This window comes from Mesorhizobium sp. B2-3-10 (assembly GCF_006442275.1).
GTDB lineage: Bacteria > Pseudomonadota > Alphaproteobacteria > Rhizobiales > Rhizobiaceae > Mesorhizobium > Mesorhizobium australicum.
In genome coordinates this window covers 97650-122797 of sequence record NZ_VFVT01000005.1, presented here as the reverse complement: position 1 = coordinate 122797, position 25148 = coordinate 97650, and the positions used below count along the sequence as shown (strand labels likewise).

Genomic DNA, 25148 nt, shown 5'->3' with positions numbered 1-25148 from the left:
GGTGCGACTTCCTCATCTTGTCCTGGCGGTTCTGATGATCCCGGCGATGGCGGCGCTGGTCGTTGCCGGCGGACGCACGCTGAAAGGCAGCGAAAGCACTGTTGCGGTGGATCAGATCGATCCCGGCGCCGACACTACCGCTGAGGCAGATAGGGATGCGACGCCCGAGGAACCGTCCACCTCAGCGATTCGTGCACCGGCGCAGCCACCAAATCCGGCGGTGCATTCGCGGGCGATCGACCCGGACGTGGTCGCGCCGCCGGAACTGCCCACCGGCGAACTCGAGCGGGTCGAGCCGCGTGCGCCGTTGAGCAAGCTGGCGCTCGCCGTGCCGCCCAAGCCTAAAATGCCCGACGACTGGAACGGCACGAAGCTGTTCCAGCCGGTCGCTCCGGCCGCCGGCCTGATCGAGGCGAAGGGGTATTCGGTCGCGATTTCCGGCATCGATGTCGTCAGGCAGGACGAGACCTGCACCACCGACGGGAAATCCTGGCCGTGCGGCATCCGCGCGCGCACGGCATTCCGCGCCTTTCTGCGCGGCCGCGCCGTGGTTTGCACGGTGCCGCCGGAAGGCGGACGCGACCGGATCGCGGCGGAATGCCGGATCGGCAAGCAGGATGTCGGTCAATGGCTGGTCGAAAACGGGTGGGCGCGTGCCGCCAAGGGCGGACCCTATGTCGAGGCCGGTGACAAGGCACAAGGCGCGAAGAAAGGCATTTTCGGGTCGGCGCCGAACCTTGCCGGCATCTCGGCGATGCCGGCCGCACCCACCCCAGCGCCTCAGGCGCCGGGCTCGATCCTGGAGGAGGACGGCGGCGTCCTCAAGCCAGCTGACCAGCCAGCGCCTTCTGAATGAGCGAGCGGGTCTCGGCGACGCCGTAGAGGGCGGCGAACGATCCGAAGCGTGGACCACGCTCCTGGCCGATCAGCACCTGGTAGATCATCTGGAAGAAGGCGCCTGAGACACCCGGGCCACCTTCAGGACTTTGCTTGGAATGATCCTGATAGCGTTCGATCTTGCGCGCCACGTTGAGCGAAGCGTTCTGGATCGCTTCGCCGCTGGCGCCCGCCGGCAAGTCGCCAAGTGCCTTTTCGAGAGCCACCAGCGCTTCGCGCTCGACCTCGTCGGCCGGGCGAAAGGTTTTCGTCGGCTTCACGAAATCGTCGAAGTAGCGGATCGCGTAGCCCGTCAGCCGGTCCAGCTCGGGATGGGTCGCCGGAGTCACACCCGCGACGTGACGCGAGATGAAACCCCACAGAACGTCCTTGTTCTGCGCATTGGAGGCGCTGACAAGGTTGAGCAGCAACGAGAACGGCACTGGCATGTCGATGGCGGGCGGATTGCCGTCATGCATATGCCAGACCGGGTTGCCCAGCCGCTCCTTCCACTCTTGGCGGGGATAGGCGGCGAGGAAGGTGTAATATTCGTCCACGGCCCGCGGGATGACGTCGAAATAGAGTTTCTTGGCCTGCCGCGGCCGCTGGTACATGTAGAGCCCCAGGCTCTCGGTCGGCGCATAGGTCAGCCATTCGTCGATGGTCAGGCCGTTGCCTTTCGACTTGGAGATCTTCTGGCCATTCTCATCGAGGAACAGTTCGTAGACGAAATGCTCCGGCGCCCGCCCGCCCAGTATGTTGCAGATGCGGTCATAGACCACTGCATTGGTCTGATGATCCTTGCCGAACATCTCGAAATCGACGCCGAGTGCCGCCCAGCGCATGCCGAAATCCGGCTTCCACTGCAGCTTCACGCGGCCGCCGGTGACCGGCAGCGTGGTTTCGGTGCCATCATCGTCGAAGGTGATGGTACCGGCCTTGGCGTCGACATGCTTCATGGGAACGTAAAGCACGCGCCCACTCTTTGGCGAGATCGGCAGGAAGGGGCTGTAGGTCGCCTGCCGCTCAGGTCCGAGCGTCGGCAGCATGACCGCCATGATCTGGTCATAGCGTTCGGCGGCGCGCAACAGCATCGCATCGAAGCGGCCTGACTTGTAGTATTGCGTCGCGCTGGCGAATTCGTAATCGAAGCCGAACGTGTCCAGGAAGCGGCAGAGCATCGCATTGTTATGGTCGGCGAAGCTAGCATAGTCGCCGCCGAAGGGGTTGGGCACCGATGACAGCGGCTTGTGCAGATATGGCTCGAGCGCAGCGCGGTCCGGCACGCTGTCGGGTATCTTGCGCATGCCGTCCATGTCGTCGGAAAAGCACAGCAGCTTGGTCGCGACCTTGTCCTGCGTCAGCACGCGAAACGCATGGCGCACCATCGAGGTGCGCGCCACTTCGCCGAACGTGCCGATATGCGGCAGGCCCGACGGTCCATAGCCGGTCTCGAACAGGATCGTTTCGGGGAAATCGGCGCCCTTGTAGCGTTCGATAATCTTTTTGGCTTCCTCGAACGGCCATGCCTTGCTCTCGGCCGCGGCCGTCAGCAGTTCGGGATTGAGATCGATGATGTTTGATCCCGCCATGTCACAGTTTTCCAGATTGTATCCCGGCAATAGCCGCAAGTGCATTTTCAACCGGTCTCTAGGCGTGCGTGGCCGGAGCGTCAACGCGTCGGGCGCTTTTTCCTTGCGGCCTCAGGCTCCCCTTCCTACCTTCGGAGCCCGTTCAAGGAGCAAAGAATGCTGTCGCCCACCCCGCACGAAGCCCTGATCTATCTGATGGTCATCACTTCGGCCTCCGACCGGGACATGACCGATGTCGAACTGGCCAGGATCGGTGAGGTTGTTCGCTCGTGGCCGGTGTTCGAGGATTTCAAGCAGGACCGGTTGGTTGCCGTGGCCCAGGCCTGCCAGAAGATGCTGCATGAGAAGGGTGGGCTCGAAGGTGTCCTGACCCAGGTCTCGGAGGCGCTGCCGGAGCGGTTGCGCGACACCGCCTATGCCGCGGCCTTCGAAGTGGCCGCCGTCGATCTGGAGATGCGGCTGGAGGAAGTGCGGGTGCTGCAGTTGATCCGTCGTCAGCTCGATCTCGACACGCTGACCGTGGCGGCCATCGGTCGTGCGGCCAAGGCGCGGCTGCGAACTCTGACCTGACGAGGTTACGGCCGGATCAGAAAAGCTGACCGGACCTGATCAGAAGAAACTGACCGGGAAATAGCGCAGGTAGAATTCGGCAAAGGTGCCTTTCATCGAAATCTCTTGCAAAGCGTAGTCGAGGGCCGCGGCCAGCGCCGGATTGTCCGCTCGCGTGGCGATGGCCATGCCGGTGCCCAGATATTCGGGCGCCAGGTAGGGGCCGCCGGCAAAGCGGCAGCAGCCGGCGGCATCGGAGCCGCCGAGCCAGAAGGCGAAGCGCATGCCATCGCCGAAGGCCGCGTCGATCTTGCCGGCCTTGAGATCGCCATAGAGGGCTTCCGGCTTGTCGAAGGGGACGACCTGGACCGTGCCGAAATAGTCGCGCAGCATGCGTTCATGGGCCGAGCCCGATATCACGCCGACGCGCTTGCCGTGCAATTTGTCGAAGAGCGGTTCCGCCAGCGCCTTGTTCTTCGCGGTGATGAAGCGCGCCGGGAACTGCAGGTAGGCGCGCGAGAAGGCGTATGTCTGGCGCGACTGTGGCGTTGGGGCAATGCCGGCGATAACAGCTTCACCTTCGCCCCTCTCAAGCGCGCCTTGAAGCTCCGCCCAAGGCAAGGCCTGGATCTGGCATTTGTCGACGATGCCGAGTTCCGCGCAGATGGCGCGCGCCAGGTCGATGTGGAAACCGGACAGCTTCCCCGCGCCGTCGAGGAAATTGAAGGGGGGAAAATCCGTGGTCGTCAGGAACCGCAGCCGCGGCAGCGCCGAAAGGTCGGGCTTGGGAAGCCGCTCCTTGGCATCCCACAACACCGGCACCTGCGGCTCCGCCGCGCCCGCGCCGGAAACCCATGACAATGCGGCGATGAGCGCCGCTGCCAGGACATGGGACCTCCATTGGAACGCCACGATAAAACTCCGCCGCACCCGTGCTCGTGCCGGTTTTGGTACGAAAACGATGCAGGCACAATGCTTTTTGATTTCAACGCTTCGATTTCAGGATATGGTTCGGTCGGTTTGCAAACAGCGGTGGCTGCCCTGGTGGGATGCCAGGGTCGAGAACCACAACCGGAAGCGGGCGCTTTGCAATCCGTGGTCGGTGGCGAAGTGCCGGGAAGGCGCGGACCATGGACTTAATGCATGAGGCAACATGGGGTTGATGTTGCGATGAGTCAGTTCGATCGAACGCTGGAATACATAGATCAACTGCAGCACGCCGCAACGGCGGCCGCGGTCTGCGAGAAACTGTTGGGCGTAACGTCGGAGTTCGGCCTGACCGCGCTGATGGCCGGAACCGTTCCGCAGCCGGGCACACCGACGGGCCAGCAGAAGCAGCATGTGCTGCTCTGCGACTGGCCGGTCGAATGGCTCGAGCGCTACGTGACGCGCAACTATGTCGATCACGATCCCGTCGTCAGTCACATGAAACAGCTGCAAGCGCCGTTCCAGTGGCGGGAAGCCGCCCAGGGCATCCGCATCGACAAGAGCAGCGGCGAAGTGATGGGCGACGCCGGCGCCTTCAAGCTGCGCGACGGGCTGGCCTTTCCGTTGATCACGCTCGACGGCGAAATCGTCATGGTGTCGCTGGGGGGCGAGGCCGTGGAACTGTCGGCGGCCGAGTTCGGCCTGGTCTCCCTGGTCTCGACCTATGCCGTCGGCCGCGCCATGCAACTCCACACCATGGCGACCACGACGATCGATCACATCGAGCTGACGCCGCGCGAACGCGAATGCCTGCAATGGGCTGCCGTCGGCAAGTCCGAATGGGAGATTTCCCAAATCCTCGGCATCTCCGAGCACACCTCGGAGAAACATCTTCTTAACGCCAAAAGCAAACTCGGTGCCGTCAACCGGGTCCAGGCAGTCGCCGAGGCGATAAGGCGCGGCTACATTAGCTAGGTCGGCCGTGCAGGCCTAGAACTTCTTGCCTACGTGATCACGCAATTTTCGCATCGAAGCACGGCCGTATCTTCCCCTGAACCACAGGAGACTACGGAATGCTTTTTTGTCTTACGACCAAGGAATTGATGGAACGTCCCGACCTTTGGGAGGCCGTCCATCGGCTGCGCTACCGGATATTCGTCGAGGAGATGGGATGGGAGGACCTTCGGCGCCCCGACGGATTTGAAGTCGACCAGTTCGATCATGACGAGGCGGTGCATCAGATCGTCATCAGGGGCAATGAAGTCGCGGGCTATCAGAGGATGTTGCCGACCACACGGCCGCATTTGTTGACCGAGGTGTTGACCGATCTCTCCGAAGGAACGCCGCCGGCGGGTCCCAACATCTGGGAGTTGACCCGCTACGCGGTGGCTCCGGGTTTTCGCGATGGCCGGCGCGGCGTCTCGACCGTCGGCACGGAATTGATAGCCGGCTTCGTCGAGTGGGGTCTGAAGCGCGGCGTCGACAAGGTGATCATCGAGTTCGAGCCGATGTGGGTGCTGCGCGCATTGCAACTGCACTTCCTGGCGACGCCGCTCGGTTATCAGCGCACCTATGGCAACCAGCAGGTCGTGGCGACGCTGCTCACCTTCAACGAGCACACGCTGGACGTGGTGCGTTCGCGCCGCAATCATCATGCACCCGTCCTAGCCAGGGGATATCCCGACATGTTCGGTCAAAGGAGGGCGTCATGAACGCGCACCCGCAACCCGAACTGCGCAACCACACACTGATCGTCACTGTGTCGTCGAACGACGGCCGGCCGGTGCTCGACCGGAGGGCCTATGAGAGCCTTGCCAGGACGTTCCATGAAGCCGCCGAGAATGACGAGGTGCGGGTCGTCGTGCTGCGCGGCCTGGCGGGCTGCTTCTGCCTCGGTGGTGATTTTTCCGAATTCCTGGATGCCGCCAAGCACCAGAAGCTGATCGCCGCCGTCACCGACATGTTCCGCATGCTGGCGACGTTTCCAAAGCCGATCCTGGCCTGTGTCGACGGCGATGCCGTCGGCGTCGGCTGCACCATCCTGTTCCATTGCGACATGGTGATCGCATCTGAAAAAAGCACGTTCCGGGTGCCGTTCGTCGATTTCGGCCTGGTGCCGGACGCGGCAACCAGCATCCTGGCGCCGCAGAAACTCGGCTATGCCGGTGCTTTCCGCTTCTTCTGTCTCGGCGACACGCTTGTTGCCGAAGACGCCAGAGCGCTCGGCCTCGTTGCCGAGATCGTCGCGGAAGGCAGCGTCGAGGAAGCGGCGCTTGGCCGAGCCAGGCAGCTCGCCAAAAAGCCGGTTGCCGCTTTGCTGCAGACACGCGGCCTGCTCAAGGGGAACACCGCCGCGCTTTGCGAGCGCATCGACGAGGAGATATCGCTGTTCCAGCAGGCGCTGCAGGACGACGCCACGTTGCGACGGTTGCAGCGGATCGCCAGGCTGGCTGCCTGAGCCACTGCCCGGAATGCCGTGCCGCGCGGACCATCACGCGGCACGGCGGTATCAACTTTCCTTGCCCAGGAATGACGGCCCTTCGCCGATGATCTTCTTGTCTTCCTTGCCGATGTCGTCGAGATCGCGCCCCTCATAGGGCAGCGACAGGAGGATGCGGCGCATCACCGCCAGCCGCGCGCGGCGCTTGTCGTTGGCCCGCACGATGATCCATGGCGCGAACTCTTTGTGGGTGCGCTCGAACATGGTGTCGCGCGCCTTGGTGTAATCGTCCCACTTGGTGATGCCGGCAATGTCGATCGGCGAGAACTTCCAGCTCTTCAGGGGGCTGTAGCGGCGATCGTGAAAGCGCTCGAGCTGCGTCTCCCGGCCGATGTTCAGCCAGAATTTGAAGAAATGGATGCCGTCATTGACGATCATGCGTTCGAAATGCGGCGTCTCGTCGAGAAACTTCTCGTGCTGTTCGGGGGTGCAGAACCCCATCACCGGCTCGACGCCGGCACGATTGTACCAGGAGCGGTCGAAGGTGACGAATTCGCCCGCTGTCGGGAAATGGTCGGCATAGCGCTGGTAGTACCATTGCCCCAGTTCCGTCGGGGTTGGCTTGGTCAGCGCGACGTTGCGCGCCGTGCGTGGGTTAAGATACTGGCGCAGCACGAAGATCGTGCCGCCTTTGCCGGCAGCGTCACGACCCTCGAACAGCGCCATCATCCGCTTGCCGGTCGCCTGCAGCCATGCCTGCGCCTTGACGAGCTCGATCTGCAATTTCTCGAGCGTCTCGTCATACTCCTCGCTCTTCATCTTCTTGTCGTAAGGATATCCGCCCGCGGTCAGCTTGTTCTCCTCGACCCAGTCCGGAAGCTCGGGATTCTCGATATCGAACTCCCGTTCCTTGCCGCCGATCCTGATTTTCAGCGGGCCTGAGGTTGGAGTGACCGAATTGTCGTTGGCTTTTTTCATGCAGACGAACCCTTTTAAGTGTCTGGACTCATGCTATTGGGAGCCACTACAGCGCCGCGCCTCCGTTTGGACGCGCAAAGGAGGCTGTAGCACTTTTGATTTGCGGTCCAGCGGAAGTTTTCGCCGCCGTCTGACCGGTGGAGGCTGGGCGCGCGAATGACCGAGCTGGGCGCAGAGCAGAAGAGCACGGGGCAAGCTGTGGCCGCTCGGCTGTGGCACAGCCGCTGGCTGCTTGCGGCCGGTGTCGTGGCGGTTCTGATCGCCTTTGGCTTCGCGGGCTTTTCCGCCTACGTGCTGGTGCCGGCGCTGCTCCTGCTGCTGGCCGCGGCAATATTGCCGGTCACCGGCGCCCGCCATTCCGCGGGGAACGCCGCGGCGATCGAGGCGATTGGCTTGCAGCGCCTGTCCGGTGAATATCTGGCGGCCGCCGTCGCCGACCCGCTGATCATTTTCGACCACGCCGCCACCATCGTCCACGCCAACGCCGCCGCCTTTGCCGCCTTTGGCGGCATCGCGCCCGGCATATCGCTGCCGCTGAAATTCCGGGCGCCGGAAATGCAGGCGCTGCTCGACAGTGTGCTGTCGGGCACTGTCGCCTCGGATGTCGTCGACTACACCGAGAAACTGCCAGTCGAACGGGCCTACCGTGTCAGCGCATCGTCGGTTGGGCATGGCACCGATCTTTATGTGCTGGTTTTCAAGGACCAGAGCGAGGCGCGGCGTATCGACCGCATGCGCGCCGATTTCATCGCCAATGCCAGTCACGAATTGCGCACCCCGCTGGCCTCGATCGCGGGCTTCATCGAAACGCTGCGCGGACCGGCCCGCAACGATCCGGCGGCGCGCGAGCAATTCCTCCAGATCATGCAGAACCAGACCGGCCGCATGGCGCGCCTGATCGACGACCTCCTGTCGCTGTCGCGATTGGAGATGAAGCCCTATCTGAAGCCGGGAACCGAAGTAGATCTGCGCCAGACCGTCGACAGTGTCATCGATTCGCTCGGCCCGCTCGCCCGCGAAACCAGTGTCGCCATCGAGCGCGAATTCGCAGCCGGTCCTCTCAATGTGCCGGGCGATCGCGATGAACTGTTCCAGGTGTTCGAGAACCTTTTGGAAAATGCCTGCAAATACGGACAGTCGGGCGGCCGTGTCGTGGTGTCGATCACGCGCGGCGATGATGGTTCCGAACCTGGCATCGACGTCACGATCAGGGATTTTGGTCCCGGCATCCCCGAGGAGCACATACCGCGCATCACCGAGCGCTTCTATCGTATCGATGTCGAGACCAGCCGGACCCAGAAGGGCACGGGGCTTGGCCTGTCGATCGTCAAGCACATCCTGACGCGTCACAACGCCAGGCTGACGATCAGGTCCGAGGTCGGCAAGGGCGCCGCCTTCTCGGTCCATTTGCCGGCGCACTGATACTGCCCTAGTTTTCCACGGGGCCGTTTCTTTTTTCTGTCATCCCGTTAGCGTATCAGCGGGGATTCGAGGAAACGACTCAAAGACAAGATCCCGTGGGAAGGCATTTCATCCATGCAGTCCGTTCACATTGTCAGCGCCTATGACGAGGAACTGAAATATCTTTCGAAGCGCATCGCCGCGATGGGTGGGCACGCCGAGCGCATGGTCGAGCAGGCGGTCGCCGCCCTGGTCAATGCCGATCCGGGGCTGGCTCAGAAGGTCATCCGAGACGACGCCGTCCTGGACGAGGGACAGCGTGAGATCGACGACAAGGCGATCATCATTATCGCCAGGCGTCAGCCTATGGCGACTGACCTGCGCGAGATCGTCGGCGCCATCCGCATTTCGGCCGACCTCGAGCGCGTCGGCGACCTCGGCAAGAACGTCGCCAAGCGGGTGGTTGCCGTTACCGACGGCCGGCAGCCGACCAGCCTGTTTCGCGGCTTGGAGGCTCTGGCCAATTTGGCGCTGACCCAGCTGAAGGAAGTCCTCGACGTCTATGCATCGCGCTCAGTCGACAAGATCGGCTTCGTGCGCGACCGTGACGACCAGATCGATGCCATGTACACGTCGCTGTTTCGCGAATTGCTGACCTACATGATGGAAGATCCGCGCAACATCACGCCCTGTACGCATCTGCTGTTCTGCGCCAAGAATATCGAGCGGATCGGCGATCACGCCACCAACATCGCCGAGACCATCTACTATATCGTCACCGGCGACCAGATGCCCGCCGACCGGCCGAAAGGCGACAAGACCGACAAGATCGGCCTCCCCGAGGCGCTGCCGGTGAAGTGAACGCACGTCCTCTCGAACGCTTGATCATATTGCGCTAGACTATCCCGAGATAAGCTTGCTGGTTCCCCAGGGAAGGCAACGCTTTCGGGAGGCTGCCATGGAATATGTCCGGGAGTTCAAGGCCTCGCCGCCGACATCGGGCATCATCGCCTGCGGTGTCTATACCGCCGGGCGCCGCATCGCCGATATTCCGATCGAGGAAGCGGGCGAATGGGCCAAGAAGTCGGGACATGTCGTCTGGATCGGGCTGCTTGAGCCTGACCGCGAACTTCTGCTGCGCGTCAAGGCGCAGTTTCATCTGCATGAACTGGCGATCGAGGATGCCGAGCATCCGCACCAGCGGCCAAAGATCGAGCAATATGGCGATGCGCTGTTCATCGTCGCCCGCACGGCGCAGCTGATCGACGGGCGCGTCACCTTCGGCGAGACACATCTGTTTGTCGGCTCAGGCTATATCGTCAGCGTCAGGCACGGTCCTTCGACATCCTATGCCGCCGTGCGGCAGCACTGGGAAAGCTGCCCGCACTCGCTGGCCAAGGGAGAGGATTTCGTCCTCTATGCCATTCTCGACTTCATCGTCGACAATTACATGCCCGTGCTCGAGCAGATCGAGGACGAGGTCGAGGCGATCGAGGACAAGGTCCTGCTGAAGCCAATGACCGGCCCCGACATCGAACGCCTTTACATGCTGCGCCGCGACCTCCTGCGCCTGCGCAACGCGGCATTGCCCCTGGTGGAAGTCTGTCGCCGGCTGACCAGCGCCGACCTGCCGCAGATCCATTCGGCCATGCACCCGCTGTTCCGCGACGTTACGGATCATATCCGTACCGTCCAGGAGAAGATCGACAGTCTGCGCGAGGTGCTGGCCTTTGCCTTCGAGGCCAGTCTTCTGGTCGGCCAAAGCCAGGAAACGGCGATCTCCAAGAAACTCGCCTCATGGGCGGCCATCCTGGCGGTGCCAACCGCATTCGCCGGCATCTACGGCATGAACTTCACCGACATGCCGGAGCTGAAGATGGCATATGGCTATCCGATGGTGCTGGCCACCATCGCGCTTATCTGCTGCTTCCTTTATTGGCGCTTCAGGAAGAACGGCTGGCTGTGAGGAAGTCAGTAGTCAGTGGACGGTAGTCGGTAGTCGGTAGTGAGTAGTCGGTAGTGGTTGGTGGGAGCGCTTGTTTCCTCACTACTCACTACTCACTACTCACTACTCACTACTCACCGCTTATCTATTCCGCCGCCGCTCCGCCGCCGGCTGGAACGCCACGCGGGCATGGTATTTACAGTAGGGACCGGTTTCAGCGGCTTCGTTGCCGCAGAAATTGAAGTCCTCCGAAAGTGGATCGCCGTTCGGCCATTTGCAGGTGCGCTCGGTCAGTTCAACGAGCTGCAGATGCCGTGAGATCGGCACTACGACGTTCTCGACCGGACGGATGTAGTGCCGCGCCACCGGTTCGGCGTCGAATTGCGTCTGAAGGGCCGTCGCGCCGATCGAAGTCGTGACGTGGCGTGCCGTGCTTGCGGCGCGCGCCACCGATTTCTGGACGGTCGATCCCTGCGTAGCCTTCTTCTGGCGCGCCGGCGTCGCCGTTGCGCGACCGCGACCCGACAGCTTCAGCCGGTGCACCTTGCCGATGACGGCATTGCGGCTGACCCCTCCAAGCTGCGCAGCAATCTGGCTTGCGCTCAGACCCTCCGACCACAGTTTTCTCAAGAGTTCTACCCGCTCGTCAGTCCAGTTCATGACCGCGCTCCTCATAAGCGTGCGGCAATCAGAATCCATTCCCGACCCAGCACCACTGCTGGGGCAGACACCACATATATCTGGTGATTAGGTCCGCCGCACGAAATCTAGTTATTCTCAACTACAACTACTCTATGCGCTGACTCGGTGACAAGAGTCCCAAGTGCAACACGAATCGGTTTTTTCGGTTTTCCCCAACTTGCCCGGTCGCTCATGAGCCGGCGTTGCGTCGGGGAGCTTGCCGCGCGCCACTACGCGACGTTTTCGTTGACTTCATGGCCGAAAAACACGATAAGCCGCAGAAGGCCGCCGCTTTGGCGGCTTTTTTGATTTTCCGGTACCGGAGACGCATATAATGAGCGGTTCGGCGCTTTACGAGACCTTTGCTCGCGCACCCCTGGCCTTCGACCATGGGGAAGGCACTTGGCTGGTTACCGACAAGGGCGAGCGATATCTCGATTTCGCCGGCGGCATCGCGGTCAATTCGCTTGGCCATGGCCATCCGCACCTTGTCGCGGCCCTCACCGAGCAGGCGGCGAAACTCTGGCACGTCTCCAATCTCTATGAGATCCCGGGGCAGAGCAGGCTTGGCGAGCGGCTGGCTGATGCCACCTTCGCCGACAAGGTGTTCTTCACCAATTCCGGCGCCGAGGCGCTGGAATGCGCGATCAAGACGGCGCGGCGCTACCATTTCGTCAAGGGCAATCCCGAGCGCTTCCGCATCATCACCTTCGAGGGCGCCTTCCATGGCCGCACGCTGGCGACCATCGCGGCAGGCGGCCAGTACAAATATCTCGAAGGCTTCGGACCCAAGGTCGAAGGCTTCGACCAGGTTGGCTTCGACGACATCGACGCCGCCGAGAAGGCGATCACGCCCGAGACCGCCGCGATCCTGATCGAGCCGGTGCAAGGCGAGGGCGGTATCCGCCCAGTACCGACACAGTCGCTCAAGCGGCTGCGGCAGCTCTGCGAACAGCACGGCCTGTTGTTGATATACGACGAGGTCCAGTGCGGCATTGGCCGTACCGGCAAGCTGTTCGCGCATGAGTGGTCCGCGGTGACGCCCGATATCATGGCAATCGCCAAGGGCATTGGCGGCGGCTTCCCGATGGGCGCCTGCCTTGCCACCGACGAGGCGGCCGTCGGCATGACCGCCGGCGTGCACGGCACCACATTCGGCGGCAATCCGCTCGCAATGGCGGTCGGCAACGCCGTGCTCGACGTCGTTCTGGAAGACGGCTTCCTGGAGGATGTCCAGCGCAAGGCGCTGCTGATGAAGCAGGGGCTAGCCTCGATAGCCGACGAATTCCCCGAAATCGTCGAGGATATCAGGGGCACCGGGCTGATGCTCGGCCTCAAATGCGCGATGCCCAACGGCAAGGTGAACATGGCGCTGCGCGACCAGCATTTGCTGGCGGTTCCGGCCGGCGACAACGTCATTCGCCTGCTGCCACCGCTCACCGTCACCGACGCCGAGATTCACGAAGCGCTCAACCGCATCCGCGCCGGCGCCAAGGGCCTGTCGGAGGCGATCGCCTCCGCCGCCGCGAAGTAATCCGGAACCATTCCTGATGTCAGTTCGCCATTTCACCGATCTTTCCACCGTTTCCGAAGGCGATTTGCGCTTCATGCTGGATGATGCGGTGACGCGAAAGGCGCGTCTCAAGGCCGGCGAGCGGACCAAGCCGCTCGAAGGCAAGGTGCTGGCCATGATCTTCGACAAGCCGTCGACGCGCACGCGCGTTTCTTTCGACGTCGGCATGCGCCAGCTCGGCGGCGAGACCATCATGCTGACCGGCACCGAGATGCAGCTCGGCCGCTCCGAGACAATCGCCGACACCGCCAAGGTGCTGTCGCGCTACGTCGATGCGATCATGATCCGCACCACTTCGCATGAGCGGCTGCTGGAGCTGACCGAGAATGCCACCGTTCCGGTGATCAACGGACTGACCGACGACACCCACCCTTGCCAGCTGATGGCCGACATCATGACTTTCGAGGAGCATCGCGGTCCGGTGGCCGGCAAGACGATTGCCTGGACCGGCGACGGCAACAATGTGCTGCACTCGCTGCTCGAGGCCTCGGCACGGTTCCGCTTCAACCTCAACGTCGCCGTGCCCGAAGGCAGCGAACCGGCGCAGAAGCATGTCGACTGGTCCAAGGCGCATGGCGGCAAGCTGCATTTCACCCGCTCGCCCGAGGAAGCCGTCGACCAGGCCGACTGCATCGTCACCGACTGCTGGGTGTCGATGGGGCAGGAACACCGTGCTCGCGGGCACAATGTCTTCTCGCCCTATCAGGTCAACGCGGCGCTGATGGCCAAGGCCAAGCCGGATGCATTGTTCATGCACTGCCTGCCGGCCCATCGCGGCGAGGAAGTGACCGACGAGGTCATCGACGGGCCGCATTCGGTGGTCTTCGACGAGGCCGAGAACCGGCTCCATGCCCAGAAGGCAGTGCTTGCCTGGTGCCTCGGTGCTTGAAGTGTCTTGGTGCTTGAAGTGTCTTGGGGCTTGAAGTGTCTTGGGCGCCCGAAATGCCCAGGCGCCTGAAATGCCCAGGCGCTTGATCTGCGGCGGCGCGATGCCTATCTGCGCCGCATCACGCAAATCAAGCGCGTTTGGACGCATGTGCCCACCAGGGCCGCATGGCCGCGCCCTGGAGCTTTGTCATGTTGGAAAGCCATCAAGTGACTGAACATCACCCCAAACTCGGCGAGTTCGGCTACGCCGGCGACGATCACGTCGTTCCCTTCGAGGTCGGTCCGCTCGACGTGCGCGGCCGCACGGTCCAGCTTGGGCCGATGCTCGACGCCATCCTTGGCCGCCACGATTATCCCGAGCCGGTCGCCCGCCTGCTGGCGGAAGCCTGCGTGCTGACCGTTCTGCTCGGCACCTCGCTCAAATTCGAAGGCAAGTTCATCCTGCAGACCCGTACCGACGGGCCTGTAGACATGCTGGTCGCGGACTTCTCCACGCCCTCGGCACTGCGCGCCTATGCACGCTTCGATGCGGATCGGCTCGAAGCACTGGTCGCGGCAGGCGAGACGTCCCAGCAGACGCTGCTTGGCAGCGGCGTGCTGGCGCTGACCATCGACCAGGGCGCCCATACTCAGCGCTATCAAGGCATCGTCCAGCTCGACGGCGAAACGCTGGAAGACGCGGCGCGCACCTATTTCCGTCAGTCGGAACAGATCCCGACCGATATCAGGCTCTCGGTCGCCAAGCTGCTGACGCCCGGGATCGGCGGCGCGCGCGAGCAATGGCGCGCCGGCGGCATCCTGGCGCAGTTCCTGCCGCAATCGCCCGAGCGCATGCGCATTCCGGACCTGCCGGGTGGGGACGGCGATCCGCGCGAGGAAGTCCACGATCCGGCCGATAATTCCTGGCAGGAACTCCTGGCCTTGCTCGGCACCATCGAGCCGACCGAATTGATCGACCCGACCATCGGCGCCGAGCGGCTGCTCTATCGTCTGTTCCATGAGCATGGCGTGCGCGTCTTCGGCGGCGTTCCCGTGGCCGACCAGTGCTCATGCTCCCGCGACAAGATCCGTGGCATCCTCGAAGGCTTCTCAGCGCAGGAGATCAAGGACAGCACCGAGGATGGCGGCATCCATGTCGCCTGCGAATTCTGCTCGACGCAGTACGACTTCGATCCAGCCGAGTTTGCGGCTCAGTAAAGCCTTTCCTTCTCTCCGTTCTGCGGGGAGAAGGTGCCCGAAGGGCGGATGAGGGGCGACGCGACCGTCGGCCCTCAGTTCACCGTGCGCCTTGTCCCCGGCAGATCGAGCGAGAAGGCCGGGATGGCGATGTCGAACGTCTCGCCGCGCTTGTTGCGCATCGTGTAGCGTCCGACCATGATCCCGGAGGGTGTCGAGAGCGGGCAGCCGGACGTGTACTGATAGCTGTCGCCGGGATTGAGTTCCGGCTGGTCGCCGACAACGCCCGGCCCGCGGACTTCCTCGACCCGGCCGGCACCATCGGTGATGTGCCAATAGCGCGACAGAAGCTGCACGAACTCGTCAGACTGGTTGTCGATCGTTATCTGATAGCCCCAGACGTAGCGGTTCTCCTGGGGATCCGAACGATCCTCCAGATAGAACGGCCTGACCTGCACTTCGATGTTGCGCGTCACGGCGCGGTACATGAGCGGCTCCAAAACAATCCGACGACTTTCGACGCTCGCGGTGAGCAGGTCAACGTGCGCGTCTTGTCGCGCCTGGGATTGAAACGCAGGTGCCGGCAAAGAATGTCATTTAAGTGACACACGACAATGGTGGTGTGCGCGAACCGGGCGACTCGGCCCTCTGTCGAACTGTTGAAAACGGCCGCGACGCGGGCCGACTTCCGGAGTGACCAGATCTCGATGGAACTCACTCTCATATCCGCCTCGCTTTCGACTGCCCTCATCCTCTCGAACGCTGCCAGCATCCTGCTTGCCGCTTCACAGCTGAAACGGCGCACCACGATCGCCCCGCCGGCGGGCAGATCGCCGGCGGTGTCGATTGTCGTCCCGTCGCGCGGCGTCGAGCCGTTCACACATGAGACGCTGGAACGGGCCTTCGCGCTCGACTGGCCACGCTACGAACTGATCTTCTGCGTCGCCCATGCCGACGACCCGGTGGTCAAACTGATAAACAGGGCGATTGCCCGGTTTCCGCAGGTGCCGGCCCGGCTGTTGATCGGCGACGACCGTGTCAGTGCCAATCCAAAGCTCAACAATTGCGTCAAAGGCTGGGAAGCGGCGCGCCACGCCTGGGTCATTCTTGCCGATTCCAACGTTCTGATGCCGAGGGACTATGTCGAGCACATGATGGCGGCGTGGCAGCACGGTACCGGCCTTGTCTGCTCGACGCCGATCGGCTCCAGGCCAGATGGTTTCTGGGCCGACGTCGAATGCGCCTTCCTCAACACATTGCAGGCCCGCTGGCAGTATGCCGGTGCGGCGCTCGGCCTCGGCTTCGCGCAGGGCAAGAGCATGCTGTGGAACAAGCCGATGCTCGACGCCAACGGCGGCATCCGCGCGCTGGCCGCCGAGATCGCCGAGGACGCCGCCGCAACCAAGCTGGTGAACGGCCTCGGCCTGCGTGTCAACCTCGTTGCGGCGCCCTTCGAGCAGCCCCTCGGCCAGCGCACGTTTGGCGAAATCTGGTCGCGCCAGGCCCGCTGGGCGCGCCTGCGCCGCGTCACTTTCCCGCTGTTCTTCGCGCCCGAGATCCTGACTGGTGCGGCGGTCCCGCTGGTTCTTGCGCTGATTGCCGCGGCGAGCGCCGGCGTCAGTCTCTGGGCGACCGCGATTGCCGTGCTGGCGGCATTCTATCTTCCGGAATGCGCTCTGGCCCTGGCCAAGGGTTGGCACGTCTCGACGCGCATGATCGCGGCGACGGTCGCGCGGGACGTCATGCTCCCGGCCATCTGGGCGCGCGGCTGGCTCGGCGGCGCTGTCGACTGGCGCGGCAACGCCATGACCATCCGGACCAAGACGGCGGAACTGGAGGAGACGCCGTCGAGCGCCTGATCGCTGCTGACGACGCTGCCTGGACGAAACCTATTTGGCGGCCTTCAATGCTTGGGCGATATCTTCCAGCAGGTCGTCCGTATCCTCCAGGCCGACCGACAGCCTGAGCGTACCTGGCCCGATGCCGAGTTCGGCGCGGGCCTCGTCGCTGAGGTTCTTGTGGGTGGTCGTCGCCGGATGGGTGATCAGGCTTTTGGCGTCGCCGAGATTGTTCGAGATCAGCACGATGTCGAGGGCGTTCTGCAGGGCGAAGGCCGCCGGCTTGCCGCCCTTGACGTCGAGGCAGATCAGCGTCGAGCCCCCCGACATCTGCTTCTTGACGATATCGGCCTGCGGGTGGTCGGCGCGGCCGGGATAGATGACGCGGGCGATCTGCGGCTGCTCGGCCAGGAAGTCGGCGATCTTGCCGGCGCTCTCGGTCTGCTGGCGCACGCGCAGCGGCAGCGTCTCTAGGCCCTTCAGCAAGGTCCAGGCATTGAACGGCGACAGGCTCGGGCCGGTGTGGCGGAAATAGTCGTGCAGGTTCTCGTCGATCCACTTCTTGTCTGACAGGATGACGCCGCCAAGGCAGCGGCCCTGGCCGTCAATATGCTTGGTGGCCGAGTAGACGACGATGTGCGCACCAAGCTGCAACGGCTTCTGCTGCAGCGGCGTGGCGAAGACATTGTCGACGACCAGCCGCGCGCCGATCGAATTGGCAAGCGAGGCGACGGCGGCGATGTCGACGACTTCCAGCGTCGGGTTGGTCGGGCTTTCCAGGAAGAACAGCTTGGTATTGGGCCTGACCGCCTTTTCCCAATTGGCGATATCGGTGCCGTCGACCAAGGTCGCCTCGATGCCATAGCGCGGCGCCAGCGTCTCGACGACCCAGCGACAGGAGCCGAAAAGCGCGCGCGCGGCCACGATGTGGTCGCCGGCCTTGACGCTGCACAGAAGGGCAGCCGTCACCGCCGCCATGCCCGACGCCGTGGCGCGCGCGTCTTCGGCGCCTTCAAGCGCGCACATGCGCTTTTCGAACATGTCGACGGTCGGGTTGGCGTAGCGCGAATAGATGAAACCAGGCTCTTCGCCCTTGAAGCGGGCCTCGGCGGCCTGCGCCGTCTGATAGACATAACCCTGGGTCAGGTACATCGCCTCGGAGGTTTCGCCGAAGCCGGAACGCAGGGTTCCGCCATGCACGAGTGCCGTCTGAGGTTTCCAGTTGCGCTTCTTGGTGCTCATCGCTTTGTTCCAGACACAAAAAAACCGGCCGCGAAAGTCGCAACCGGTCCATACGGCCTTGCGGCCCGACGGTCCTTTAGCGACTTGTTTAACGTGGCTGCAAGCCGACCGGCCAAATCACCACGGGATAACGACCCTTTAGACCCGCGCCACGCTTGCGTCAATTGCCGGCTTCATTAAGACGTTTGTACCAAGGCAGGTTCCGCAGAAGTGCCCGGCGGTTTTGCGGCAAGAACCTGCAACAAACAAGAACCTGCAACGAAAGAGACCAGTCTTGGGGCGGAGCCAGACTTTGCGGCAGACAGGCATTCTTCCCGATCAGGACATTTCGGCGCTGTTCCGGTCCGGCGCGCTGAAGTCGCCGCGTGCGCTCGATGCCGACCAGATCCAGCCGGCGAGCCTTGATCTCAGATTGGGCGAAAAGGCCTGGCGGGTTCGCGCCTCGTTCCTGCCCGGTCCCAACCACAAGGTGTCGGAAAAGCTCGATCGGCTGCAACTGCACGAGATCAGTCTGACCGAAGGCGCGGTCCTCGAAACCGGCTGCGTCTATATTGTGCCGCTGCTCGAAAGTCTGGCCCTGCCGGCTGACATTTCGGCCTCGGCCAATCCGAAGAGCTCGACCGGGCGGCTCGACATCTTCACCCGCGTCATGACCGATCGGGGCCATGAGTTCGATAAGATCGCCGCCGGCTACAACGGTCCGCTCTATCTCGAGGTCAGCCCGCGCACCTTTCCGATCATCGCGCGCACGGGTTCGCGCCTGTCTCAAATCCGCTTTCGCACCGGCAACGCGCTGCTCTCGGAAGCCGAGTTGCATGAGCTGCATCGTGCCGAGATGCTGGTCGCCACGGAGCCGCCGAACATTTCCGGCGGCGGCATCGCGCTGTCGATCGACCTCAATGGCGACAAGGATGGGTTGGTCGGCTATCGCGGCAAGCACCACACCGGCCTCGTCGATGTCGACAAGCGCGCCGCGCAGGATGTCCTCGACTTCTGGGAGCCGATCCACAAGAGCCGCGCCGGCGAACTGGTGCTCGATCCCGACGAGTTCTACATCCTCGTCAGCCAGGAGGCGGTGCATGTGCCGCCGCTCTACGCCGCCGAGATGACGCCGTTCGATCCGCTGGTCGGCGAGTTTCGTGTCCACTATGCCGGCTTTTTCGATCCGGGTTTCGGCCATTCGGCGGCCGGCGGCACCGGCAGCCGGGCGGTGCTCGAAGTGCGCAGCCACGAAGTGCCGTTCATCCTCGACCACGGCCAGATCGTCGGCCGGCTGGTCTACGAGCATATGCTGAAGCGACCGCAGGCGCTCTACGGCACCGATCTCGGCTCGAACTACCAGGCGCAGGGCCTGAAGCTGTCAAAGCATTTCCGCGCCGTGCGCTAAGGTCGAAGCTGCCGATCCCCCCACGAGGGGCCCTTGTGGAAGAGAAGCCCGGCAGGGCAGAGGGGACGCGAAGGGTTGCTGCCCTCATTCATCCCTGCGATCTGTTGAGAGCCGAAGGCGTGACGGAAACCTATTGCTAGATCGGCGGGACAGCGCCCCGCTCTGGCTTGCCAGCCATTCCCCACGAGAGGGGAATCACGCGCTCATGGCTTCAAAGCGCCTTCACCGACACCTTCACCGGCTTTTCGATCTCGAGCGGGTTGCGCAGCGGCAGTCCGAAATCCCCGGCCTCGATCTCGAACACGTCGCCGGCTTCCGTCTTGATGCCGTCGGCGAAGGATAGCGTCGCGGTGCCGAACATATGCACATGCACGTCGCCAGGTTGGCGGAAGGCCGAATATTTGAAGTGGTGGTGTTCGAGATTGGCGATGGTGTGGGACATGTTCGTTTCACCCGACAGGAAGGGCTTTTCCCACAATGCCTTGCCGTCGCGCAGGATGCGCGACGTGCCGCGGATGTCCGAAGGCAGGTCTCCGATCAGGATCTCCGGGCCGAAGGAGGCATTGCGCAGCTTGGAATGGGCGAGGAAGAGATAGTTGACGCGCTCGGTCACATGGTCCGAGAATTCGTTCGACAAGGTGAAACCGACGCGGAATGGCGCGCCGTCGTCGCCGATGACATAGATTCCGGCGACCTCGGGTTCCTCGCCGGCATCCTTGGCAAAGGCCGGTGACATGAGCGCCGCGCCAGGCGCGACCGCCATGGTGCCGTTGCCCTTGTAGAACCATTCCGGCTGCACGCCGACCTGGCCTTTCGCAGGCTTGCCGCCTTCCAGTCCCATGCGGAACATCTTCATGGAATCGGTGAGTTGCTCCTCGCCGTCGGTGCTGAGCTTCTTGTGCATGGAATCGCGCGTCGCGGCCGACCCCAGATGCGTCAGCCCGGTGCCGGTCAGGTGCAGATGCGCTGGGTCGGGGTGATTGATCGGCGACAGCAGGCGCCCCCGCTTGTAGGCGGCGTCGAGATCGATCGTCTCGCCAAGCCCCTTGCGTTCGATCAGGGCGGCCAGGCCGACGCCGGTGCGGGCGGCTTCCATCGCCAGCGAATAGACGCTGCGCGCACCGTTGATGATCCGGGTCTTCCCGCCGCTGCGGGCAACGACACGGATCGTCTCGGCGTCGTCGAGAATCTGCGAGATCAGCATGATCAGTCCTCTCTCATTTATCTGTATCCGGCTGCCGATGGGCAAATCCTGACCGGCGCGGCGCGGAAACGCGCCACGGTTGAAACGCTTCGTCCGGATTGCGTTCGCGAGCCTGGTCCTTCCCCGGACTTCTTGGTGCCGACGGGCTGCCGGCAGCCTCGCGATCTAGAACCCGTATGCCTCCTAGTCCTCGCCCCCGGCCCTCAAGCCTTGTTCTTGTTGTAGACGTCGAAGATCACGGCCCCGAGCAGCACCAGGCCCTTGACCACCTGCTGCCAGTCGACATTGACGCCCATGATCGACATGCCGTTGTTCATCACGCCCATGATGAAGCCGCCGACCACCGCGCCGATGACCTGGCCGACGCCGCCCATCGCCGAGGCGCCGCCGATGAAGACGGCCGCGATCACGTCGAGCTCGCTGCCGAGGCCGGCCGCCGGCACGGCCTGGCCGAGACGTGCGGCGATGATCAGCCCGCCGAGCGCCGACAGAACGCCCATATTGACGAACACCCAGAGCGTCAGCCTTTCGGTGTTGATGCCCGACAGTTGCGCCGCCTTGGCGTTGCCTCCCATGGCGTAGATGCGGCGGCCGATGGTCATGCGCTTGGTGACGAAGACGAACAGCGAGATCAGCACGCCCATCACCAGCAGCACGATCGGCAGGCCCCGATAGGTCGCGAACTGGAAGACCAGGAAGAGCGCCAGCGCGCTGCCGACCAAGGTCTTGATGACGAACAGGGTGAAAGGCTCGGCCTCATAACCGTGGAGTTCGCGCTTGCGTCGCGTCCTGAAGCCGAAATAGGCGTAGGCGAGCACCGCGATCAGGCCCAGCACGACTGTCGTCATGTGAAGCGTCAGGCCACTGCCCAAAACGGTCTTGCCGGCCGCGTTCACCGTCGGCGGGATCAGGGTCAGCGGGCCGATCACATCGGGGATGAAACCGGAACTCAGCGCCTTGAAACTGTCGGGAAGCGGGCCGACCGAGGAGCCGCCGCCAAGCAGCGCCTGGCAGATGCCGCGGAAGATCAGCATGCCGGCGAGCGTCACGATGAAGCTTGGTATGCGGTGATAGGCGATCCAGTACCCTTGCGCGCCACCGATCAACCCGCCGACGATGAGGCAGACGATCGAGACAACGAGCGGATTGCTGAATATGCCAAGCGGCCAGATGACCATCATCATGGCGGCAAGCGCGCCGATGAAGCCGGCGACCGATCCTACGCTGAGATCGATGTAGCCGGCGACGATGACCAGCAGCATGCCGAGCGCCATCACGATGATGAACGAGTTCTGCTGCACCAGGTTGCTGAGGTTGACCGGTTTGAACAGCGTTCCCGACGTCGTGTACTGGAAGAACAGCATGATGACGATCAGCGCGATGATCAGGCCGTATTCGCGCAGGTTCGTCGTCAGCGCCGAGACGGCGACGCGAGGACCCTGCTTGACGTCCTCGGCGGTGCCGCTTTGAGGTGCGGGAGCGCTGTCTGTGCTCATGATGCTTTTCCTTCTCCGCGAACAATGGCGCGCATGATTTTTTCCTGGCTGGCGTCGCTTGCCGCCATCTCGCCGACGATGCGTCCTTCGTTCATGACATAGATTCTGTCGGTGATGCCGAGCAATTCCGGCATTTCAGACGAGATGACGATGATCGCTTTGCCCTCGGCAGCAAGGCGAGCGATGATTGTATAGATTTCGTACTTGGCGCCGACGTCGATGCCGCGCGTCGGCTCATCGAGGATCAGGACTTCCGGGTCGGCGAACAGCCATTTCGACAGCACCACCTTCTGCTGGTTGCCGCCAGAGAGGTTGCCGGTCAGCTGATAGACGCTGGAGGCGCGGATATTGGTCTTCTTGCGATAGTCGTTGGCGACGCTCATTTCGCGCATATCGTCGATCACGCCGCCACTGGAAACGCCGCCGAGGTTGGCCAGCGTCACATTGTGCTTGATATGGTCGATGAGGTTCAGCCCGTAGGTCTTGCGGTCCTCGGTGACATAGGCGATGCCGTTCTGCACGGCCTTGCCCACTGTGGAAAGGTCCACGGGCTTGCCGTTGAGCAGCACCTCGCCGCTGATGCGCCGGCCATAGGAGCGGCCGAACAGGCTCATGGCGAATTCGGTGCGACCGGCGCCCATCAGTCCCGCTATGCCGACAACTTCGCCCTTGCGCACCTTGAGGTCGATGCTCTTGATCACTTGCCGTTCGGCATGGATCGGGTGGTAGACGGACCAGTCCTTGACCTCGAAAATGACGTCGCCGATGCTAGGTTCGCGCGGCGGGTAGCGATCGTCGAGGGATCGGCCGACCATCGAGGTGATGATGCGGTCCTCGCTGATGTCCTTCCTCGGCAATGTCTCGATCGTGCGCCCGTCGCGGATCACCGTCACCTTGTCGGCGACGCGGTTCACCTCGTTGAGCTTGTGGGAGATCAGAATCGAGGTCATGCCCTGCCGCTTGAACTCGAGCAATAGATCGAGCAGCGCCTGGCTGTCCTTCTCGCTGAGCGATGCTGTCGGCTCGTCGAGGATCAGCAGCTTCACTTCCTTGCTGAGCGCCTTGGCGATCTCGACCAGCTGCTGCTTGCCGACGCCGATATGGGTGATCAGCGTCTTGGGGTCTTCCTTGAGCCCGACTTTCTTCAAAAGCTCGGCCGTGCGCGCCTCGTTGGCGTCCCAGTCGATGACGCCGTATCTGGCTTGCTCGTTGCCGAGGAAAATGTTTTCGGCGATCGACAGCATCGGCACCAGCGCGAGCTCCTGGTGGATGATGACGATGCCCTTGTGTTCGCTGTCATGAATGCCTTTGAACTGGCATTCCTGGCCCTGAAAGATGATCTGGCCATCATAGGTGCCGGAGGGATAGACGCCCGAAAGCACCTTCATCAGTGTCGATTTTCCGGCGCCGTTCTCGCCGACCACGGCATGGATTTCGCCTTCCTCGACGCGGAGGTTGACGTTCGACAGCGCCTTCACGCCGGGGAACGTCTTGGTGATGTCGCGCATCTCCAAAATCGTCGAGGTCATCAGGGCAAGCTCCTCCTAGACTTTCTTTTTTAGGCGATTCCTGACGGAAAACCGCTGCGCACTTTCCGGGAATGGCTCTAGGCCGGCAGAGACAATACCGGGGCCGCTTGTGAACGAAAAGGGGCCCTGCGTCGCGCAGGACCCCTGCCTTTGTAACCGGGATTACTTCAGGTCTTCGGCCTTGATGTAGCCGGAGTCGACGACCAGGGCCTGGTAGTTCGACTTGTCGACCTCATGCGGCGTCAGCAGGATCGAGGGAACCACCTTGACGTCGTTGTTGTAGGTCTTTTCGTCGAGGCCTTCCGGCTTGCCGCCGGAGAGCACCTTGTCGACCAGCTGCACCGTGGCCTTGGCCAGTTCGCGGGTGTCCTTGAACACGGTCGAGTACTGCTCGCCCGAGATGATCAGCTTGACCGAGGCGGTCTCAGCGTCCTGACCGGTCACGATCGGCCAGGGCTGTGCGTCGGTGCCGTAACCGACAGCGCGCAGCGAGGCGGTGATGCCGCGCGACAGGCCGTCATAGGGCGACAGAACGCCATCGACGCGGCTGCCGTCCGAGTAGTTGGCCGACAGAAGGTTGTCCATGCGCGCCTGGGCGGTAGCGGCGAGCCAGCGCAGCGTGCCGACCTTGTCCATGCCGGTCTGGCCGGACTTGATCTTGATCGAGCCGTCGTCGATCAGCGGCTGCAGGACGGAGATCGCGCCATTGTAGAAGAAGAAGGCGTTGTTGTCGTCGGGCGAGCCGCCGAACAGTTCGACGTTCCACGGCTTGGTGTTCGGGAAACGCTCCTTGAGGCCCTTGACCAGGGAATTTGCCTGGATCACGCCGACGCCGAAATTGTCGAAGGTGGTGTAATAGTCGACATTCTTGGTCTTCTTGATCAGGCGGTCATAAGCGACGACGACGACGCCCGCGTCGTTGGCCTTCTGCAGCGCATCCGACAGCGTGGTGCCGTCGATCGAGGCGATGATCAGCGCCTTCGGACCCTTGGTGATTTCGTTTTCCAGCTGGCTGAGCTGGTTGGGGATGTCGTCCTGCGCGTATTGCAGGTCGACAGTGTAGCCGAGCGCCTCGAGCTGGGATTTGACGGCGTCGCCGTCATTGATCCAGCGTTGCGAGGTCTTGGTCGGCATCAGCACGCCGACAAGACCCTTGTCGGCCGCGTGCGCCTGATAGGTCATGGCAGCGATGCCAAGGGCCGCCACGGCGGCCAGCGTCTTGATAATCTTCACATTACTCTCCCTGGTTGATGGACGCGACACCTCGGGGCTTCGCGGGCCGCGCAGCCAGACAGGAGCGCAAACGCGCCGCTGTCGGCATTATCGATCTCCGGTATCCTCCCAATCGGCTCCGCGACGCAGTTTCAATCGATACGATTTTGATCGCTACCGACCCTTGCGTCCCGGAACGCGCGAAGGGTGGGTC

Annotated in this window: 23 protein-coding genes and 1 riboswitch; of the genes, 13 read left to right on the top strand and 10 right to left on the bottom strand. The window is 62.9% G+C overall.

Going from position 1 to position 25148, the window contains the following annotated elements; all coding sequences use genetic code 11:
• Position 1 precedes the first annotated feature (1 nt).
• Complete coding sequence (locus FJ943_RS16080) at positions 2 to 856, top strand: thermonuclease family protein (RefSeq protein ID WP_348642090.1); 855 nt, start codon at positions 2 to 4, stop codon at positions 854 to 856.
• On the opposite strand, the gene FJ943_RS16075 is transcribed toward FJ943_RS16080, so the two are convergent.
• Entirely contained in the window at positions 822 to 2468 is a 1647-nt protein-coding gene (locus FJ943_RS16075; RefSeq protein WP_140722863.1) for a lysine--tRNA ligase, read from the bottom strand. The genes FJ943_RS16080 and FJ943_RS16075 overlap by 35 nt on opposite strands.
• Positions 2469 to 2624: 156 nt before the next feature.
• On the opposite strand from FJ943_RS16075, the gene FJ943_RS16070 reads away from it, so the two are divergent.
• Positions 2625 to 3038: a tellurite resistance TerB family protein gene (locus FJ943_RS16070; RefSeq protein WP_015319302.1), complete on the top strand. Its 414-nt coding sequence runs from the start codon at positions 2625 to 2627 to the stop codon at positions 3036 to 3038.
• 39 nt (positions 3039 to 3077) lie between these two features.
• Here the strand turns inward: FJ943_RS16070 and FJ943_RS16065 are convergent, their stop codons facing one another.
• Positions 3078 to 3929 (bottom strand): transporter substrate-binding domain-containing protein, encoded by an 852-nt coding sequence (locus FJ943_RS16065; RefSeq protein ID WP_140722860.1) that lies wholly within the window; start codon positions 3927 to 3929, stop codon positions 3078 to 3080.
• Between the two features lie 258 nt (positions 3930 to 4187).
• Between FJ943_RS16065 and FJ943_RS16060 the strand changes: the two genes are divergently transcribed.
• The 3 genes from FJ943_RS16060 to FJ943_RS16050 all read left to right on the top strand — a co-directional run bounded on the left by FJ943_RS16060 (position 4188) and on the right by FJ943_RS16050 (position 6402).
• A complete protein-coding gene (locus FJ943_RS16060; protein ID WP_041163567.1) occupies positions 4188 to 4919 on the top strand; it encodes a LuxR family transcriptional regulator in 732 nt (243 codons plus the stop codon).
• A gap of 98 nt (positions 4920 to 5017) precedes the next feature.
• The gene (locus FJ943_RS16055; protein WP_015319299.1) at positions 5018 to 5656 is read left to right on the top strand and encodes an acyl-homoserine-lactone synthase; all 639 of its coding nucleotides are present in this window, start codon (positions 5018 to 5020) and stop codon (positions 5654 to 5656) included.
• Positions 5653 to 6402: an enoyl-CoA hydratase-related protein gene (locus FJ943_RS16050; protein WP_140660678.1), complete on the top strand. Its 750-nt coding sequence runs from the start codon at positions 5653 to 5655 to the stop codon at positions 6400 to 6402. Before FJ943_RS16055 ends, FJ943_RS16050 begins: the two co-directional genes overlap by 4 nt.
• Before the next feature lie 51 nt (positions 6403 to 6453).
• Here FJ943_RS16050 and ppk2 read toward each other — a convergent pair whose 3' ends face one another.
• On the bottom strand, positions 6454 to 7362 hold the full coding sequence (gene ppk2 / locus FJ943_RS16045; RefSeq protein WP_140660679.1) for a polyphosphate kinase 2: 909 nt from the start codon (positions 7360 to 7362) through the stop codon (positions 6454 to 6456).
• A gap of 156 nt (positions 7363 to 7518) precedes the next feature.
• Here ppk2 and FJ943_RS16040 point away from each other — a divergent pair, with 156 nt between their 5' ends.
• The 3 genes from FJ943_RS16040 (at position 7519) to FJ943_RS16030 (ending at position 10729) form a co-directional block, all read left to right on the top strand.
• The gene (locus FJ943_RS16040) at positions 7519 to 8784 is read left to right on the top strand and encodes an ATP-binding protein (RefSeq protein WP_140722857.1); all 1266 of its coding nucleotides are present in this window, start codon (positions 7519 to 7521) and stop codon (positions 8782 to 8784) included.
• A gap of 114 nt (positions 8785 to 8898) precedes the next feature.
• Positions 8899 to 9624 carry a phosphate signaling complex protein PhoU gene (gene phoU, locus FJ943_RS16035; RefSeq protein ID WP_015319295.1) on the top strand — a complete coding sequence of 242 codons (726 nt, stop codon included), beginning with the start codon at positions 8899 to 8901 and terminating at the stop codon, positions 9622 to 9624.
• 97 nt (positions 9625 to 9721) lie between these two features.
• The gene (locus tag FJ943_RS16030) at positions 9722 to 10729 is read left to right on the top strand and encodes a magnesium and cobalt transport protein CorA (RefSeq protein WP_015319294.1); all 1008 of its coding nucleotides are present in this window, start codon (positions 9722 to 9724) and stop codon (positions 10727 to 10729) included.
• A gap of 120 nt (positions 10730 to 10849) precedes the next feature.
• On the opposite strand, the gene FJ943_RS16025 is transcribed toward FJ943_RS16030, so the two are convergent.
• Positions 10850 to 11368, bottom strand: a complete 519-nt coding sequence (locus FJ943_RS16025; protein WP_140614743.1) for a GcrA family cell cycle regulator — start codon at positions 11366 to 11368, stop codon at positions 10850 to 10852.
• Between the two features lie 355 nt (positions 11369 to 11723).
• Here FJ943_RS16025 and FJ943_RS16020 point away from each other — a divergent pair, with 355 nt between their 5' ends.
• From FJ943_RS16020 to FJ943_RS16010, 3 genes are all read left to right on the top strand, one after another.
• Positions 11724 to 12923 (top strand): aspartate aminotransferase family protein, encoded by a 1200-nt coding sequence (locus tag FJ943_RS16020; RefSeq protein ID WP_140722854.1) that lies wholly within the window; start codon positions 11724 to 11726, stop codon positions 12921 to 12923.
• A gap of 16 nt (positions 12924 to 12939) precedes the next feature.
• Entirely contained in the window at positions 12940 to 13851 is a 912-nt protein-coding gene (gene argF / locus FJ943_RS16015; protein WP_140614742.1) for an ornithine carbamoyltransferase, read from the top strand.
• 164 nt (positions 13852 to 14015) lie between these two features.
• On the top strand, positions 14016 to 15047 hold the full coding sequence (locus FJ943_RS16010) for an Hsp33 family molecular chaperone (RefSeq protein ID WP_140660684.1): 1032 nt from the start codon (positions 14016 to 14018) through the stop codon (positions 15045 to 15047).
• A gap of 74 nt (positions 15048 to 15121) precedes the next feature.
• On the opposite strand, the gene apaG is transcribed toward FJ943_RS16010, so the two are convergent.
• Entirely contained in the window at positions 15122 to 15514 is a 393-nt protein-coding gene (gene apaG / locus FJ943_RS16005; RefSeq protein ID WP_023772981.1) for a Co2+/Mg2+ efflux protein ApaG, read from the bottom strand.
• A 219-nt stretch (positions 15515 to 15733) separates the two neighbouring features.
• Here apaG and FJ943_RS16000 point away from each other — a divergent pair, with 219 nt between their 5' ends.
• A complete protein-coding gene (locus FJ943_RS16000; protein WP_140722851.1) occupies positions 15734 to 16885 on the top strand; it encodes a ceramide glucosyltransferase in 1152 nt (383 codons plus the stop codon).
• A gap of 30 nt (positions 16886 to 16915) precedes the next feature.
• Here the strand turns inward: FJ943_RS16000 and FJ943_RS15995 are convergent, their stop codons facing one another.
• Positions 16916 to 18106, bottom strand: a complete 1191-nt coding sequence (locus FJ943_RS15995) for an O-succinylhomoserine sulfhydrylase (RefSeq protein ID WP_140722847.1) — start codon at positions 18104 to 18106, stop codon at positions 16916 to 16918.
• A gap of 56 nt (positions 18107 to 18162) precedes the next feature.
• Positions 18163 to 18240: riboswitch (SAM riboswitch) on the bottom strand.
• 158 nt (positions 18241 to 18398) lie between these two features.
• On the opposite strand from FJ943_RS15995, the gene FJ943_RS15990 reads away from it, so the two are divergent.
• On the top strand, positions 18399 to 19493 hold the full coding sequence (locus tag FJ943_RS15990; protein WP_140713983.1) for a 2'-deoxycytidine 5'-triphosphate deaminase: 1095 nt from the start codon (positions 18399 to 18401) through the stop codon (positions 19491 to 19493).
• Positions 19494 to 19704: 211 nt separating this feature from the next.
• On the opposite strand, the gene araD1 is transcribed toward FJ943_RS15990, so the two are convergent.
• The 4 genes from araD1 to chvE all read right to left on the bottom strand — a co-directional run bounded on the left by araD1 (position 19705) and on the right by chvE (position 24955).
• On the bottom strand, positions 19705 to 20697 hold the full coding sequence (araD1, locus tag FJ943_RS15985) for an AraD1 family protein (RefSeq protein ID WP_015319285.1): 993 nt from the start codon (positions 20695 to 20697) through the stop codon (positions 19705 to 19707).
• 203 nt (positions 20698 to 20900) lie between these two features.
• Positions 20901 to 22193 carry a multiple monosaccharide ABC transporter permease gene (mmsB, locus tag FJ943_RS15980; RefSeq protein ID WP_015319284.1) on the bottom strand — a complete coding sequence of 431 codons (1293 nt, stop codon included), beginning with the start codon at positions 22191 to 22193 and terminating at the stop codon, positions 20901 to 20903.
• The gene (gene mmsA / locus FJ943_RS15975; protein WP_015319283.1) at positions 22190 to 23722 is read right to left on the bottom strand and encodes a multiple monosaccharide ABC transporter ATP-binding protein; all 1533 of its coding nucleotides are present in this window, start codon (positions 23720 to 23722) and stop codon (positions 22190 to 22192) included. The genes mmsB and mmsA overlap by 4 nt, the downstream gene beginning before the upstream one ends.
• Positions 23723 to 23884: 162 nt before the next feature.
• Positions 23885 to 24955, bottom strand: a complete 1071-nt coding sequence (gene chvE, locus FJ943_RS15970; protein ID WP_015319282.1) for a multiple monosaccharide ABC transporter substrate-binding protein — start codon at positions 24953 to 24955, stop codon at positions 23885 to 23887.
• Positions 24956 to 25148 lie beyond the last annotated feature (193 nt).